The following is a 15,640-nucleotide window of genomic DNA, read 5'->3' on the forward strand; positions in this document are numbered from 1 at the left end:
TAATATGCGTTTGAATATACCTAACATTTTGTCCTTACTGAGACTATTTTTGATCCCAGTATTCGTTGTTGTTTTTTACCTACCTTACCAATGGGCTCCTTTTGCTGCTGCGATGGTTTTTTGGGTAGCGGGTTTTACTGACTGGTTAGATGGCATGCTTGCTCGTAAGCTAGGGCAAACGTCTCGTTTTGGTGCCTTTATTGACCCAGTCGCAGACAAAGTGCTGGTTGCTACGGCTCTTATTTTGATTACCGAGCATTACCACTCAATTTGGGTCACTATCCCAGCTGTGACCATGATAGCTCGAGAGATCATCATCTCCGCACTTCGTGAGTGGATGGCTGAAATCGGTAAACGTGCAAGCGTCGCGGTTTCTTGGGTCGGTAAAGTTAAGACGGTTTCTCAGATGTTTGCGTTGTGGGTGCTTATCTGGCGCTATGACGATTGGATGATTTGGGTTGGCTACATTGCTCTGTACGTTGCAACGATTCTAACCTACTGGTCGATGGCACAATACTTAATGGCTGCCAAAGACGATTTGTTAGACGAAAAACACCATTGATGAAGAAGCGAGCTAAGGCTCGCTTTTTTGATCTTTAACCTAAGGTCAAATAATCAATAATGGATATCTAATGTGATATAGATCTCTTTTGAATAGCCGATACACGGTGTGTTTTGCACATAAAGTCAGCTATTTAGCCCGTTTAGTATGAAATCTATTCAAACGAATTAAAAATACAAAAATATTATTGACTCATCCGCTCGAATCCGTAGAATGCATCCCGTACCCAAGAGGATGGCAATGAGCGATTCGATTGGAGCTACTAAGGCGCCTTGGCAGAGTGGCTATGCAGCGGATTGCAAATCCGTGGACCTCGGTTCGACTCCGGGAGGCGCCTCCATTATCTCTCTACTTTAAGAGAAGAATAATGAAATGCGACACTAGCTCAGCTGGTAGAGCGCAACCTTGCCAAGGTTGAGGTCACGAGTTCGAACCTCGTGTGTCGCTCCAAATTTTGTATGTTGATTGGCGTCAACATAAGATGGTGTTTTACTTTTCAGTAATCGGCATCGCAATAAAGAATTGCGTGCCCTGGTGGTGGAATTGGTAGACACAAGGGATTTAAAATCCCTCGACGTTCGCGTTGTGCCGGTTCAAGTCCGGCCCGGGGCACCATCTACAAGTCTTTATCTCGATAAAGCAAATGCGACACTAGCTCAGCTGGTAGAGCGCAACCTTGCCAAGGTTGAGGTCACGAGTTCGAACCTCGTGTGTCGCTCCAATTTGAAAAGGCTCATCAGAGATGATGAGCCTTTTTCGCATCTGAAACACACTAAAGCTATTTAAGACATCAGGTCATGAGTTGACCCCGTGTACCTAGCCGGCCGCGTCGTTCCAATTAGAAAAGGCTCGTTAGAAATGACGAGCTTTTTGCATCTAAAACATACTAAAGTAATTTGAGACATTAGGTCACGAGTTGACCCCGTGTCCTAGCCGGCCGCGTCACTCCAATTAGCAAAGGCTCGTCAGAAATGACGAGCTTTTTGCATCTGAAACATACTAAAGTAATTTGAGACATTAGGTCACGAGTTGACCCCGTGTCCTAGCCGGCCGCGTCGTTCCAATTAGAAAAGGCTCGTTAGAAATGACGAGCTTTTTGCATCTGAAACATACTAAAGTAATTTGAGACATTAGGTCACGAGTTGACCCCGTGTCCTAGCCGGCCGCGTCTATCCAAATTAAGAAGCCCGAATCGAAATGTTTGGGCTTTTTGGTTTCTGTCGTCAGCGTTTCCATATCAGTATTCTCCTTGTTCGAACCCGTAATCAAACTTCATTTCTATCACTTAGAACTTTAAAAGCGAGATTCCCTATGAGCTCGTACCTCGCGCTAGGGAATGACGAAAAAGGATTAAGCTCGAAGCCTTCGTAACACACCTTTTGGGTACTTAGTTTGTCATCATCTACCGAAAGCGGCTTAAAGCTTCTCTAACAGCGTTTATATACCCACACCGTCATCCTCGGGCGTGAGGGACGAACGAACCGGGGATCTCGCTTTTTAAACTTACATTGGTGATATTTAAAGCAATTTCTCACTCACTGCGCGTATTAATTAAGCGTTTCTTAAAAACTATTGATAGTTCGTTTCACTTTATGTTACTTTCCCGCGCAATCTCGGAACGGCCGATGTTCAAAAAGAGCCGCGATTGCTTTCTGGGGGATACGCGTAATGACCATTCTTGCTGATTGGGACATTACGTAGGGTAGGTATCGGCTAGTCCTTTAGCTGATAGACGGGATACTTATGGCGCAGTTCGCCATGCTAATGGGAAACCCAACATTGAACATACTAACTACAACATTGCTAATCAGCTCTGCATTTCCAAAGGGACCAGCTCCTCATAGCTGCCCGATCCTGCAAAAATGTCCAATTCTTCAAAACAGTAGCATTACTGAACCTTGAGCTCGCGCTAACAATTTCTCACTGTCTTAAGGCAGCTTAATTTCGTATTCGTCGTTTGACTTATGCGGGCGTACAGCTATATCTCATTTCTAGACAATATGCGTATTTCATTAAGAACTCTTGTTAATCGAGAGGGCTGGTGTGTATTTGTGTTTGCTGGAGGTGAGTATGAACATATTCAAGGGAATTTTTATGACTACCGCCTTTGAAGTCGATATCAACACTATCGCAAATTCATTTTCAACTATGGTTCCTATCGTAGAGGGTACCTATGACCTAACACCTGATACTATTTTGCTTGAGCAAGAGCAGCACGAATCGGATGTTCGCTCATACCCAAGACGCCTACCAATTGCTATCAAGCGAGCATGCGGTGCCTTGGTTGAAGATACTCGTGGACAACTATTTTTAGATTGCTTAGCCGGTGCGGGTACACTTTCTCTGGGTTATAACCACCCAGAAATTAACCAAGCACTCAAAGACCAACTCGATTCTGGTTTGCCATACCAAACTCTTGATATCACGACTCAAGCAAAAGAGACGTTTATCAAGCGAGTGAAAGCCTTTCTTCCTCAAGAGTTTTCAAACAACTCAGTGATTCAATTCTGTGGTCCATCCGGTGCAGATGCTGTTGAAGCGGCGATTAAACTAGCCAAACAAACCACAGGTCGCAATACCATGTTTGCTTTCCGCGGTGCTTACCATGGCATGACTAATGGCACCATGGGCATGATGGGTAACCTAGGCACAAAAGAACGTCGCAGCGGTTTGATGTCTGACGTGCACTTTATGCCTTTCCCCTACAACCTACGCTGCCCGTTTGGCATTGGCGGAGAAGCAGGGGCTAACGCAAGTATTCGTTACATCGAACGCATGTTGAACGATGATGAGTCTGGCATCATGAAGCCAGCTGCAATGATCGTTGAGCCCGTACAGGGTGAGGGCGGTGTGATTCCAGCTCCTGCGTCTTGGCTGCAAGGCTTGCGTCACATCTGTGACGAACACGGTATCCTACTGATTTTTGATGAAATTCAGTGTGGTGTCGGTAAAACCGGTCATCGATTCGCGTTTGAAGAGTCGGGCGTTAACCCTGATATCTTGTGTCTGTCTAAAGCGATCGGTGGCGGACTTCCAATGTCATTGCTTGTGTTTGACAAGAGTATCGACACTTGGAAAGCGGGCGAACACACAGGAACCTTCCGTGGTAATCAATTAGCAATGGTATCTGGTGCGAAAGCGTTAGAAATCATCGAGCGTGACGGCTTGGTTGAGCATGCAAAGATTGCCGGCCAATATCTACGTCAAGGTCTAGAAAAAATCCAATCTCGCGTGAACTGTATTGCTGAAGTTCGTGGTAAAGGCCTGATGCTTGGCGCTGAGATCAAGCAACCAAACGGTGAACTTAATAAATTTGGTGAGCCGAAATCGGATGGCGAACTGACGCTGGCGATCCAACGTGCAGCACTAGAGCGCGGTTTAATGGTTGAGAAAGGCGGTCGTGATGGCTCAGTGATTCGCTTCCTGCCACCGATGATTATCTCTTTCGAACAGATTGATTTTGCTCTAGGTGTGATGGAAGAAGCCATCATTGCGGCTGGTGGCGGTGTTCAAGAACAGCGAGCTTGTGGTGAACAGCCAAACCAAGAATGGAATAAGCATTTCATTCATACTGGCCCTCGTGGTAGTGACGAGTTTGCCAACGTGATGAACCAAACCACTCAGGCGATGAAAGCGGTTTTTGAGCAGGTTGAAACCCCTTATTCAGGACTTGATCCAAAAGTGCTAGAAGCGGCTATCAATGCTGTCGATCTCGATAACCACCAGCACGCTTTGGTTGATGTTGTGGACAGTACCGCTGATCTAGTCGCGGCTAACTCTATCTTTGTGCAACACCCAGACTGTATTGCACACCTTCATACGCCTCCTCTCATCGCATCGGTAGCGGCGGAATCGATTATCGCCGCTCTGAATCAATCTATGGACTCATGGGACCAAGCATCGGCTGCAACGTACGTTGAACAGCGCGTGGTCGATTGGATGTGTGATAAGTACCAACTTGGCGAGCAAGCGGACGGTGTTTTCACCAGTGGCGGCACGCAAAGTAATCTAATGGGCTTATTGCTCGCGAGAGACTGGGTTGCTGATAAGCACAACGGTCACTCAATTCAAAAGTTAGGTCTGCCGGAGTATGCGAGCAAGCTTCGTATCTTGTGTTCAAACAAATCTCACTTTACGGTTCAAAAATCTGCGTCACTACTTGGCTTAGGCGAGAGTGCAGTGTGCTGTGTTGAGACAAACGCAAACGGCACCATCAAACCAGATTTATTAGATGCAGAAGTGAAAGCGCTAAAAGCGCAAGGGCTGATTCCTTTTGCGGTAGTTGGCACGGCAGGTACAACCGACCACGGTGCGATCGATGACCTTGATGCGATTGCAGATATCGCAAGCCAACAGGGCCTTTGGTTCCATGTCGACAGTGCTTACGGTGGCGCGCTTATTTTGAGTAGCCACAAGGCTCGCTTACAAGGCATTGAAAAAGCGGACTCTGTGAGTGTCGATTTCCACAAGCTTTTCTATCAAACAGTCAGCTGCGGCGCGGTGTTGTTGAAAGACAAAGCGAACTTTAAGTACCTACTGCATCACGCAGATTACCTAAACCGTGAACACGATGAACTGCCGAACTTAGTCGACAAGTCTATCGCGACCACCAAGCGTTTTGATGCATTGAAAGTCTTTATGACGATGCAGAGCGTGGGGCCAAAGCAATTAGGCGACATGTACGATCATCTTCTTGAGCAAACGCTAGAAGTGGCAGACCTGATTCAAAACCAAGCTGACTTGGAGCTGCTCGCGGAGCCGTCATTATCAACAGTGCTGTTCCGATCTACTCCAAATAGCAAGCTGTCAGCAAACGGTGATTTAGATTTAGACAAGCTCAATCAGACACTAAGACTAGAAGCGCTGACTCGTGGCGTTGCGGTACTTGGTGAAACGGTAGTGGATGGTAAAAGCGCGCTTAAATTCACGATCTTGAATCCGTGCTTAAAGACTTCAGATTTCCAATCTCTCATTAACAAAATTCAAACTCTAGCTACAGAGCTAGCAGAACAACAAGGATAATTAATACTATGGCTATTCTACAAATTGGTGCAGGCGGCGTTGGTTGGGTTGTTGCACATAAAGCAGCACAAAATAACGAAGTACTGGGTGATATCACAATCGCTTCTCGTACCATCGCGAAGTGTGAAAAAATCATCGAATCAATCAAAGGTAAGAACAACCTTAAAGATTCAACTAAGAAACTAGAAGCTCGCGCAGTAAACGCTGACGATGTTGATGCACTTGTTGCTCTGATTAATGAAGTGAAACCAGATCTAGTCATCAACGCTGGTCCTCCTTGGGTAAACATGGCAATCATGGAAGCGTGTTATCAAGCAAAAGTGTCTTACTTAGATACATCGGTAGCGGTTGACCTATGTTCTGAAGGCCAGCAAGTACCAGAAGCTTACGATTGGCAGTGGGGTTACCGTGAGAAGTTCGCTGAAGCTGGCATCACAGGTATTCTTGGTGCAGGTTTCGATCCAGGTGTGGTTTCAGTGTTTGCAGCGCACGCGGTAAAGCACCTATTCGATGAGATCGACACGATCGACGTAATGGATGTAAACGCAGGTGACCACGGTAAGAAGTTTGCGACAAACTTTGACCCAGAAACCAACATGCTTGAGATCCAAGGTGACTCTTTCTACTGGGAAAATGAAGAGTGGAAGCAAGTACCTTGTCACTCTCGTATGCTTGAGTTTGACTTCCCGAACTGTGGCACTCACAAAGTGTACTCAATGGCGCACGATGAAGTTCGTTCTATGAAAGAGTTCATCCCAGCTAAGCGAATCGAATTCTGGATGGGCTTTGGTGATAAGTACCTAAACTACTTCAACTGCATGCGTGATATCGGCCTACTAAGTCCAGATCCATTAACATTACACGATGGTACTGTGGTTCAGCCTTTGCACGTTCTTAAAGCGCTACTGCCAGATCCAACGTCTCTTGCTCCGGGTTACACAGGCTTAACGTGTATCGGTACTTGGGTGCAAGGTAAGAAAGATGGTAAAGAGCGCAGTGTGTTTATCTACAATAACGCCGATCATGAAGTTGCTTACGCAGATGTAGAACACCAAGCGATCTCTTACACTACAGGTGTTCCGGCAATTACCGCTGCACTTCAGTTCTTCCGTGGCGAATGGGCTGATAAAGGTGTATTCAACATGGAACAGCTGAACCCAGACCCGTTCCTAGCAACCATGCCTGAAATTGGTCTAGATTGGCATGTTCAAGAGCTAGAGCCGAGGCAGGGTCTACCTCTAATCCATACTTTGAAGTAATTCTGGCTCTTTGCCCTCGTTGCGTTGTCCATCGTGCTCATTTACATTCGTAAACTCCGCGCGATGTCCTAGCTACAAGGGCAAAGTTCTGCGAATTCGCTCGGAATGACAACAACGTATAATGATAAGCCGGTGCATCCGCGTCGGCTTTGTTCGATTATCATGTGTCTTCGTGAACTCGAGGGCTGCAAGGTATTAACATGCAAAACAACGAACTAAAAACGCCTTACTTCATGATCAACGAAGATAAGTTGATCGCGAACTTAGAGAAAGCTAAGCAGCTGAAAGACATTTCAGGTGTGAAGTTAGTACTGGCACTTAAGTGCTTCTCTACATGGGGTGTGTTTGACATCATTAAGCCTTATTTGGACGGCACGACAAGCTCTGGCCCATACGAAGTAAAGCTTGGTCACGAAACGTTTGGCGGTGAGACGCACGCATACAGTGTGGGTTACAGCGAAGATGACGTGAGAGAAGTGGCTGACATCTGCGATAAGATGATCTTCAACTCGCAAAGCCAACTGGCCGCTTACCGTCATATCGTTGAAGGCAAGGCGTCGTTGGGCCTACGTCTAAACCCTGGTGTGAGCTACGCAGGGCAAGATCTAGCAAACCCTGCGCGTCAGTTTTCCCGTTTAGGTGTTCAAGCGGATCATATCAAGCCTGAGGTTTTTGAAGATATTGACGGTGTTATGTTCCACATGAACTGTGAGAATAAAGACGTTGATGCTTTCATTGGTCTGCTTGATTCAATCTCTGAGCAGTTTGGTGAGCACCTAGATAAGTTAGATTGGGTGAGCATGGGCGGTGGCGTATTCTTCACTTGGCCGGGCTACGATATTGAGAAGCTTGGCCTTGCGCTAAAAGCCTTCTCTGAAAAGCACGGCGTGCAAATGTACCTCGAGCCGGGAGAAGCGATCATCACCAAAACAACGGATTTAGTTGTGACTGTGGTTGATATTGTTGAGAACGTGAAGAAAACGGCGATTGTGGATTCTGCAACCGAAGCACATCGACTTGATACGCTTATCTACAATGAACCAGCATCGGTATTAGAAGCGTCTGAAAACGGCAGTCATGATTATGTGATTGGTTCATGTTCATGTTTGGCGGGTGATCAGTTCTGCGAGGCGAGCTTTGATGAGCCACTACAGATTGGTCAAAAACTTCACTTGTTGGACAGCGCAGGTTACACCATGGTGAAGCTAAACTGGTTCAACGGCCTGAAGATGCCATCAATCTACTGTGAGCGCAGCAATGGCGAAGTACAAAAGCTGAATGAGTTTGGCTATCAAGACTTTAAACGCTCATTGTCACAGTGGTCAGTGAAGTAATTGAGTCGCAGGTTTAGAAAAAAAGAGCAGCCAGGTGCTGCTCTTTTTATTGTTAGGGAGTCATGAATAGCAATAGTAACCACTCACTGCTACTGGCTAGTTCTCAACCATTACTCGAGTATCTTCACTGAGAGTTTCTAGCTCATTGACCACGTCATCGATTTGCACTTCAATTGGTAGCTTCACCGCGATCTTAGAAGTGAATAGGCTTGAACTGACACCACCACCACCGGCAATAAATACACGTTGGCAATCCATATCGAGAATATTGATACCTTGTCTATCGAGCACGTGAGTGACTTCATTAACGATACCGGCGCGATCGTTAGAATCGAGTCTCAGATGGTGAATGGTATCTTGAACATTATGTGCATGGTCTGAATCAACGAATTGAACAATCAGATCTGGGTTAGCACTGAATGCCTCTTTAACAATCGATTCATTGATAGCTGGAAGCTGAACCTTGAGCACACCTGCTACTTGGTCTTCAATAAAATTCACTTTACTGATGAGCCACTTGCCGTCGTTTTCATGAGTCACCGCAGCGAGTTGCTTGATCGTCGCTGGTGACGCTTTTCCGATAAAGTTTACGATAAATGTAGTGTTCATATCAGCCCCCAAAGTCTCAATTAATCATTGCTAATTAAATGTTTGATATTAAGCGATAAAGTTCTTTAATTTCAGTGTAGAAGTTTACATCGAACAATGTTTGACCTGCGTCAATTTTTGAAACTAAGCTGCGTCGCAAAAAAAGAGAATGAAGAGTAGGGCACAAAAAAAGCGGCTTATGAGCCGCTTTTTAGAAAAGTTTTGGTTATTACCGAAAGCAATCAGGTTGTTGTATTAGAAGGTTACTTTAAAGTTCATACCAACAAACTGAGAATCGTATGGCGCGCCAGCATCGTAAGCGAATTTCGCGGCATCTTGGTTATCCCACCAAGGGTTAGTGTTCAGGTTAACTTCTGCGTCACCACCCCATGCATCGCTAACCCAGTAATGGATATGACCAACAGGGTTTAGGAAGAATAGAGAAACGTCACCCATGGTTTGAGAGCCCATCACTTCACCACCTGAAGCAATTATGTCTTGCTCGGTTTCTAGCATTATTTCACCCACAACCGCACCAAAGAAAGGTGTGATGAAAAGGTCTTGCCATGAAGGCACTTCAGCAAATGCTTCTACACCGTATTCCCAGAAGAATGTCGACATCGTCCAAGAGTACATGAAAGATTCAAACTCGTTGTAACCTGCGTGACGTGCAGCTGTGTAGTAAACACCACCAAAGTAAGGGTGCATTACATAGTTTAGGAAGTGTTCGTCACGGTCCCACACTGGGCCTTCAGATACGTTATCTTTCCACTTTTGACCTAGCTTACTTAAGTCACGTTGGTCGTCGTCCCATTTAGTGATACTTTCAGGTAAGAAGGTCATTAAACCAACGGTCGCCACACTTAAGCCAAGAATGGTGTAAGTTTGACCCATTAGGTAATCCCAATCTTTCTCTTCACTGACCAAAAGGTGTTTTGGTTGTTGGATTGAGAAATCATACTCTTCGCTAGATTCGCTCAGTGCGTAATTGGTACTAGGCTTGTAGGTGTACAAGCTATCATTTACACAGTAATCTTGAGCACATTCATCCGAATAAGAAAGGTTGATTGGCTGGTCGAAGTCGTATTGGCTTGCAACCGAGTTAACTGACATTAGCATTGAAAATGCAGCAGTAACCTTTGCTAGTAACGGTGATTTGGCCACAAGGGTCTCCATGAGAAAGTTTCGAATTGATCAGGGTCACAATTATCCATTAAATGCCTGATATAGGGAACTAATAATTTATCGCTTTTCCTAAGAAAACCTTAGATTTAACATTATTAATATTTGTTAAAAAGCAAAATAGCTCAAACTCAAACATAGACCAGTTTGTAGATAATGCAGCGTCTTTTTATGACTACAAGGGATAGAAACATGACGAAAATCGCAATGTTAAGCACAGGTGAAGAAGTTCTTCACGGAGACATTGTAGACACGAACGCGGCTTGGATGTCAGCTGAGTTTTACCAACATGGTTTTGCTTTGGCTAAACGCTCCACTGTTGGTGACCAAATGAATGCCTTAGTCGAAGAGTTGTTGATGCTGAGCTTTAACTACGATGTGGTTATCGTGAATGGTGGATTAGGCCCGACTACCGATGATATGAGCGCGGCGGCTGCTGCGGCGGCGTCAGAGCAGAAACTAGTCATGTTTCCTGAATGGCTAAAGCGTATGGAAGAGATGTTTTCTGGACGTGGCATGCCGATGCCAGACAGCAACCTAAAGCAAGCTTTGCTGCCAGCGAGCTCAGAAATCGTCGATAACCCTGTTGGTACTGCATGTGGCTTCAAGCTGAAGATTAACGATGCGACTTTCTATTTCACACCGGGCGTACCGAGTGAGTTTAAGCGCATGGTGAGCTTTGAAATCATCCCTGATCTTGCTCGCACTTATCCTCAAGTAGTCGCGTCTGAATGCAGCCGTTTGTTTACCTTTGGTTTATCCGAGTCTGGTATTTCTGATGTGTTAGACCAATTGAAACTGCCTGAAGGTTATGAACTGGGCTATCGCTCTTACCTTCCGTTTATTGAAGTGAAACTGTTTGGGCCTAAGTCGGATTTAGAAACTCGCGTTAAGCTACTGCAAATGGTGTACAAGCTGCTAGAGAGCAACGTTGTCAGTGTTGATGAGCCTATGATCGACCATATCGGTCATATTATGGCGGATAAAAAGAAAACCTTGTCGGTATCGGAAGTATCAACCAAAGGTGCACTTTCGGCTTGGCTACAATCGAATGAACAAGTTGAAGATTGCTTCGGTCACTCTTGGGTAATGGCAGAGCCAAAAGAGAGCGAGCTTGAAAAGAACGACCCACTAGCCGCAACGTTTGCTCTGGCTGGCGCGACAAGAGAAAAGTGCGGCACTGAGTTAGCCTTAGTCACGGGTAAGTTAGAGGGTAATACCTTTAGTGTTGCTTTATCGAGCGAAGCGGGTGAGTGGGGGCAAGTGCTGGAGTTTTACCGCCAATATAAGCGCGAAGATGCACGCACTATCATCAAAACGGTCGCTGCGGACATGCTAAGAAGACATCTAGACAATAAACCTATGTTTGGTGATTACTCGTCAGTAAAACGCGTGAAGGATATGTTTATCCCTTCAGCGATCATCAAGTAAGCCGCTTTTGTCACTAACCAAGTTCTCTTGAGCTAAGGCCTCTTGAACTAAGGTTAAGACAGAGCAAATAAAAAGGCCCAACATCTAAATAGGTGTTGGGCCTTTAGTTTATCTAGCCTTCTAGATAACCAAGTAAGGAGTCTGTGATTACAAACCGCTTGTCATATGTAGGCTGTAGAACAAGCCACGGCCGATTAACTCTGACGCTAAGAACAGCACCAATGCTAGTCCTAGATTTACTGGATTCACTTTTGCTTTGTTGAGCATAGGTAGAATCCAAATCAGTAAGCTTGCCATTAGCAATGCAACTTGAAGAATCACATAGCTGCCTAGACCATCAACCAACTCTGAAGCTTTTGCTACAGAAGTTTGGATGTCACCGATTAAGTTCAGTTTTCCGACAGTCACAAGCAAGCTGATCGCAACAGCAATTACAGCCAGCATCGTGATGTTACGGTCAACCGTAAAGCGACTGTCGTTTGCAAATACAATCACGAACTGAGATAGCAGCAAGCCACCCACAACCATGGTCATGATGAAGCTCAGTGGTGTGTAGATGTTGTCCCACGTAGGTACTGTGTTGATCATGTATACGTTGATCATCGCGTACATAAAGATAACACCCAGCACCATAGCGCCAACCATCAGTGCTTTTTGGATAGCAAGGCCACCTTTCTTAACCACAGACAGTAGCCATTGCAGGCCGCCAACGGCGAAGAATGCCGCACCGAAGAACACTTCGTTAGACAACCAAGCCGAACCTAGCTGGTTAAAGGCATTAAACGCGCGCAGTGGAGAGCCCAGGTGTGTTGTCGAGAACATAAAACCAAGACCCATTAATGCCCATAGAATGAACATTGGAATCTTGTAGCTGTTTAGTTTCTCTTCGTCATGACTAAGTACCAGTGCACGTGCGCCAATAAGCAGGTAGCCACCGACAGCCGTTTGAGCTAATACCGTAAAGAAGATCAAAGACCACTCATGAAAAATCATCTTACACCTCCTTAGGGTTTGCTAGGTGACCACTGGTATCGCCAGTCGGCTTCGCGTTTTTGTTCAGCTTAATCACGATGTTTGGCAAGGTTTCGGTAGAAGATGGAAGCGGCGCAACATCAGCACCAGAACCGTACTTCTCGCGAAGTGTATTGATTTCGCCAAACTCCAATGCACGAAGTGGGCAAGACTCAACACAGATAGGTTGTTTGCCTTCAGAGACACGTTGGTAGCAGCCATCGCATTTGGTCATGTGACCTTTCTTAGCATTGTATTGTGGTGCGCCGTAAGGGCACGCATTGCTACAGTGCTGACAACCGATACACACACTTTCATCAACCACAACCAAACCGTCTTCATCGCGTTTATGCATTGCGCCTGAAGGACACACTTTCACACACGCAGGGTTAGTACAGTGGTTACAAGCGATAGACAGGTAGTAAGAAAAGACATCTTTCTGAACCCAGGTATCGCCATCTTGAGTGAAGCCACCGCCCGCGTACTCATAGACGCGACGGTAGTTCGTTTTGATGTCGAGATCGTTATAATCTTTACAAGCAAGCTGACAGGTTTTACAACCCGTGCATTTACTTGAATCAATGTAAAAGCCGTATTGTTTCATTCCAACCTACCTTATGCTTTCTTTAGCGCTTTAATTTGAACTAGGTTTGTGTGCTGAGGGTTACCCTTAGCAAGTGGGCTCGGGCGCTGAGTAGTCAGCACGTTGATAGAGCCTGCATGGTCGATCTTCTGACCATCGGGTGCGTACCATGCACCTTCACCTAGCGCGACAACTCGAGGAAGAATCCTTGGTGTCACTTTCGCTGGAATATGAACTTCACCACGGTCGTTAAAAATGCTGACCATGTCGCCGTTTTCAATACCGCGCTCTTTTGCATCGATTGGGTTGATCCACAACTCTTGTGGTGCAGCAGCTTTGATCTCTGCAACGTTACCGTAAGTGGAGTGGGTACGAGCCTTGTAGTGGAAGCCCGTTAGTTGTAGCGGGTACTTCTCTACTAGTGGATCGTTATGGCCTTCGAAAGAGTCCGCGTAAATTGGAAGTGGGTGAATCACTTCGTCTTCTTTTAGCTTCCAAGTCTTCGCAATCTCAGCCAGTTGCTCTGAGTAGATCTCGATCTTGCCACTTGGTGTGGTTAGTGGGTTCGCTTCAGGATCTTTACGGAAATCTTCATAAGCGATGTAGTGGTGGTCATAGCTACGCTTATAGATACCCAGCTCTTTCATCTCTTCGAAGGTTGGCAATGTTGGGTCGTTCTTACGAGTTTCTGCGTAAAGGTGCTCAATCCACTGCTCTTGAGTACGACCTTCAGTGAACTCTTTTTCAACGCCCATGCGTTTAGCAAGCTCAGTACACATCTCGTAGATAGATTTTGCTTCGAACTGAGGTTCAATCGCTTTCTGTGCGTAGATGAAGTAAGGCATGTTTGATGCTTTACCATCCATACACCAGTCGTCTTGCTCTGATGTGGTTAAGTCAGGCAGGATGATGTCAGCGTATTTCGCTGAAGAGGTCATGTGGTTATCAATCACAACAATCATTTCACACGCATCTTCGTCTTGAAGAATCGCGTGGGTTTTGTTGATGTCTGAGTGTTGGTTGATTATGCAGTTACCTGCATAGTTCCAGATCATCTTGATTGGGTTTTTCAGGCGCTCTGCACCACGAACACCGTCAGTGATGTCGGTCATCTCGTGGTGACGGTGAATAGCGTCTGTCCACATGAACATTGAGATGGAGGTTTCAATTGGGTTTGGCACAGTAGGGAAGCGTACAAACGGAATGTTGATGTCACTTTCACGAGCACCTGTAGAACCGCCAGATACACCCACAGATCCTGTTAGTAGTGACAGCATTGCGATTGCGCGACAAGCTAACTCACCGTTCGCAGTACGTTGCAGCCCCCAACCTTGGTGGATAGCACACGGCTTCGCTGTACCCATCTCACGAGCAAGTTTAACTATAGTATCGACTGGGATACCCGTGATCTTAGAAGCCCATTCAGGTGTTTTTTCTACGCCGTCTTCACCTAAACCTAAGATGTAAGATTTGTAGTCGCTGTTTTTAGGCGCTGATGCAGGAAGAGTCTTCTCATCGTAACCGACACAGTATTTGTCTAGGAACGGTTGGTCGACCAGGTCTTCAGTGATCATCACGTGCGCAAGACCCGCAACCAATGCAGCATCTGTAGACGGACGAATTGGGATCCACTGATCTTCACGGCCACCGGCAGTATCGGTGTAACGTGGATCGATGATGATCGTTCTAGCGTTTGATTTGTTTTTGCTTTCTACGTAGTGGTGGATCAGACCGCCACCAGACATACGAGTCTCAGCAGGGTTGTTACCAAATTGGATGTTAAGCTTAGTGTTCTCTAAGTCAGAGAAAGAGTTGTTGTTTGCCCAACCACCGTAGGTGTAGCTCAAGCCTTTCGCGATTTGCGCGGTTGAATAGTCACCGTAATGGTTTAGGTAACCACCACTTAGGTTCATAAGGCGAGCAATCAGCGTTTGTGCTGGTGGCCAAGATTTCGTGACCGTGCCACCTAGTGTACCTGTACCGTAGTTTAGATAGATGGTGTCGTTACCATAGTCTTTAATAAGGCGTTGCATGGTGCTAGCGACTTCATCAAAAGCTTCTTCCCAGCTAATACGCTTAAACTTACCTTCACCACGTTTACCGACACGTTTCATTGGGTACTTAAGGCGATCTGGGTTATAAACACGGCGACGCATAGAGCGACCACGTAGACATGCACGCACTTGGTGATGACCGTATTCGTCAGTACCCGTGTTGTCTGTTTCTACGTATTTGATTTCACCGTTTTGTACATGCATACGTAACGGGCAGCGTGAGCCACAGTTTACTGTACATGCACTCCATACGATTTTCTCATCCACATTCTCAGCAACTGCAGCAGCTACTGGTTTGGATTTGAAAGGCAAAGCAATACCGCCCGCAAGTGCGGCTGCACTACCTACCGCAGAAGAAGCTTTCATGAAGCCTCTTCGAGTAAGATTCATTACCCCAGATTCTTTCTTATTCGTCATTCTAAGATGCCTATTGTTATTGATGGATAGCACTTTATAGTTAGTTTTGCTTTTGTCTTTTAATATTTAAATGTTGATTGATAAGCGTCAAATAAGTATGAAATTTAAAGTTTATGAATTGAATGTATAAATTAGATCAAAGAATGAAATGCTTTAATTTATATAATTAGTTTTAAAACCTATCACGATGTAAATAA

10 protein-coding genes and 4 tRNA genes are annotated in these 15,640 nt (G+C 45.6%); 9 read left to right on the plus strand and 5 right to left on the minus strand.

Annotation, left to right across the window (positions count from 1 at the left end; all coding sequences use genetic code 11):
• Positions 1-4 precede the first annotated feature (4 nt).
• From pgsA to nspC, 8 genes are all read left to right on the plus strand, one after another.
• On the plus strand, positions 5-562 hold the full coding sequence (gene pgsA / locus L0991_03890; protein ID XGB63217.1) for a CDP-diacylglycerol--glycerol-3-phosphate 3-phosphatidyltransferase: 558 nt from the start codon (positions 5-7) through the stop codon (positions 560-562).
• Between the two features lie 266 nt (positions 563-828).
• Positions 829-902: transfer RNA gene (locus tag L0991_03895), tRNA-Cys, on the plus strand.
• 34 nt (positions 903-936) lie between these two features.
• Positions 937-1,012, plus strand: a tRNA-Gly gene (locus tag L0991_03900).
• Positions 1,013-1,090: 78 nt separating this feature from the next.
• Positions 1,091-1,177: transfer RNA gene (locus tag L0991_03905), tRNA-Leu, on the plus strand.
• Between the two features lie 30 nt (positions 1,178-1,207).
• Positions 1,208-1,283: transfer RNA gene (locus L0991_03910), tRNA-Gly, on the plus strand.
• Between the two features lie 1,349 nt (positions 1,284-2,632).
• A complete protein-coding gene (locus tag L0991_03915) occupies positions 2,633-5,584 on the plus strand; it encodes a pyridoxal phosphate-dependent class III aminotransferase (protein XGB63218.1) in 2,952 nt (983 codons plus the stop codon).
• 8 nt (positions 5,585-5,592) lie between these two features.
• The gene (locus tag L0991_03920; GenBank protein ID XGB63219.1) at positions 5,593-6,843 is read left to right on the plus strand and encodes a saccharopine dehydrogenase family protein; all 1,251 of its coding nucleotides are present in this window, start codon (positions 5,593-5,595) and stop codon (positions 6,841-6,843) included.
• Positions 6,844-7,043: 200 nt separating this feature from the next.
• Complete coding sequence (gene nspC, locus L0991_03925; protein XGB63220.1) at positions 7,044-8,177, plus strand: carboxynorspermidine decarboxylase; 1,134 nt, start codon at positions 7,044-7,046, stop codon at positions 8,175-8,177.
• A 96-nt stretch (positions 8,178-8,273) separates the two neighbouring features.
• Here nspC and L0991_03930 read toward each other — a convergent pair whose 3' ends face one another.
• Entirely contained in the window at positions 8,274-8,786 is a 513-nt protein-coding gene (locus tag L0991_03930; GenBank protein XGB63221.1) for a transcriptional regulator, read from the minus strand.
• A 234-nt stretch (positions 8,787-9,020) separates the two neighbouring features.
• Positions 9,021-9,929, minus strand: a complete 909-nt coding sequence (locus L0991_03935) for a DUF3943 domain-containing protein (GenBank protein XGB63222.1) — start codon at positions 9,927-9,929, stop codon at positions 9,021-9,023.
• A 210-nt stretch (positions 9,930-10,139) separates the two neighbouring features.
• On the opposite strand from L0991_03935, the gene L0991_03940 reads away from it, so the two are divergent.
• Positions 10,140-11,378 carry a CinA family nicotinamide mononucleotide deamidase-related protein gene (locus tag L0991_03940; GenBank protein XGB63223.1) on the plus strand — a complete coding sequence of 413 codons (1,239 nt, stop codon included), beginning with the start codon at positions 10,140-10,142 and terminating at the stop codon, positions 11,376-11,378.
• Positions 11,379-11,525: 147 nt separating this feature from the next.
• Here the strand turns inward: L0991_03940 and L0991_03945 are convergent, their stop codons facing one another.
• The 3 genes from L0991_03945 to L0991_03955 are packed head-to-tail and all read right to left on the minus strand — an operon-like array spanning position 11,526 to position 15,443.
• Positions 11,526-12,371 (minus strand): dimethyl sulfoxide reductase anchor subunit, encoded by an 846-nt coding sequence (locus tag L0991_03945; protein ID XGB63224.1) that lies wholly within the window; start codon positions 12,369-12,371, stop codon positions 11,526-11,528.
• Between the two features lies 1 nt (position 12,372).
• A complete protein-coding gene (gene dmsB, locus L0991_03950; GenBank protein XGB63225.1) occupies positions 12,373-12,993 on the minus strand; it encodes a dimethylsulfoxide reductase subunit B in 621 nt (206 codons plus the stop codon).
• 11 nt (positions 12,994-13,004) lie between these two features.
• Positions 13,005-15,443: a dimethyl sulfoxide reductase subunit A gene (locus L0991_03955; protein ID XGB63226.1), complete on the minus strand. Its 2,439-nt coding sequence runs from the start codon at positions 15,441-15,443 to the stop codon at positions 13,005-13,007.
• Positions 15,444-15,640: the final 197 nt, after the last annotated feature.

Origin of the sequence: Vibrio chagasii, assembly GCA_041879415.1 — a bacterium.
GTDB lineage: Bacteria > Pseudomonadota > Gammaproteobacteria > Enterobacterales > Vibrionaceae > Vibrio.

Excerpts from the sequence above, each read along its gene's own strand:
- dmsB (XGB63225.1), bottom strand. The coding sequence starts at position 12,993 with ATGAAACAATACGGCTTTTACATTGATTCAAGTAAATGCACGGGTTGT.
- L0991_03940 (XGB63223.1), top strand. The coding sequence starts at position 10,140 with ATGACGAAAATCGCAATGTTAAGCACAGGTGAAGAAGTTCTTCACGGA.
- L0991_03920 (XGB63219.1), top strand. The coding sequence starts at position 5,593 with ATGGCTATTCTACAAATTGGTGCAGGCGGCGTTGGTTGGGTTGTTGCA.
- L0991_03915 (XGB63218.1), top strand. The coding sequence starts at position 2,633 with ATGAACATATTCAAGGGAATTTTTATGACTACCGCCTTTGAAGTCGAT.
- L0991_03945 (XGB63224.1), bottom strand. The coding sequence starts at position 12,371 with ATGATTTTTCATGAGTGGTCTTTGATCTTCTTTACGGTATTAGCTCAA.
- L0991_03955 (XGB63226.1), bottom strand. The coding sequence starts at position 15,443 with ATGACGAATAAGAAAGAATCTGGGGTAATGAATCTTACTCGAAGAGGC.
- pgsA (XGB63217.1), top strand. The coding sequence starts at position 5 with ATGCGTTTGAATATACCTAACATTTTGTCCTTACTGAGACTATTTTTG.
- L0991_03930 (XGB63221.1), bottom strand. The coding sequence starts at position 8,786 with ATGAACACTACATTTATCGTAAACTTTATCGGAAAAGCGTCACCAGCG.
- nspC (XGB63220.1), top strand. The coding sequence starts at position 7,044 with ATGCAAAACAACGAACTAAAAACGCCTTACTTCATGATCAACGAAGAT.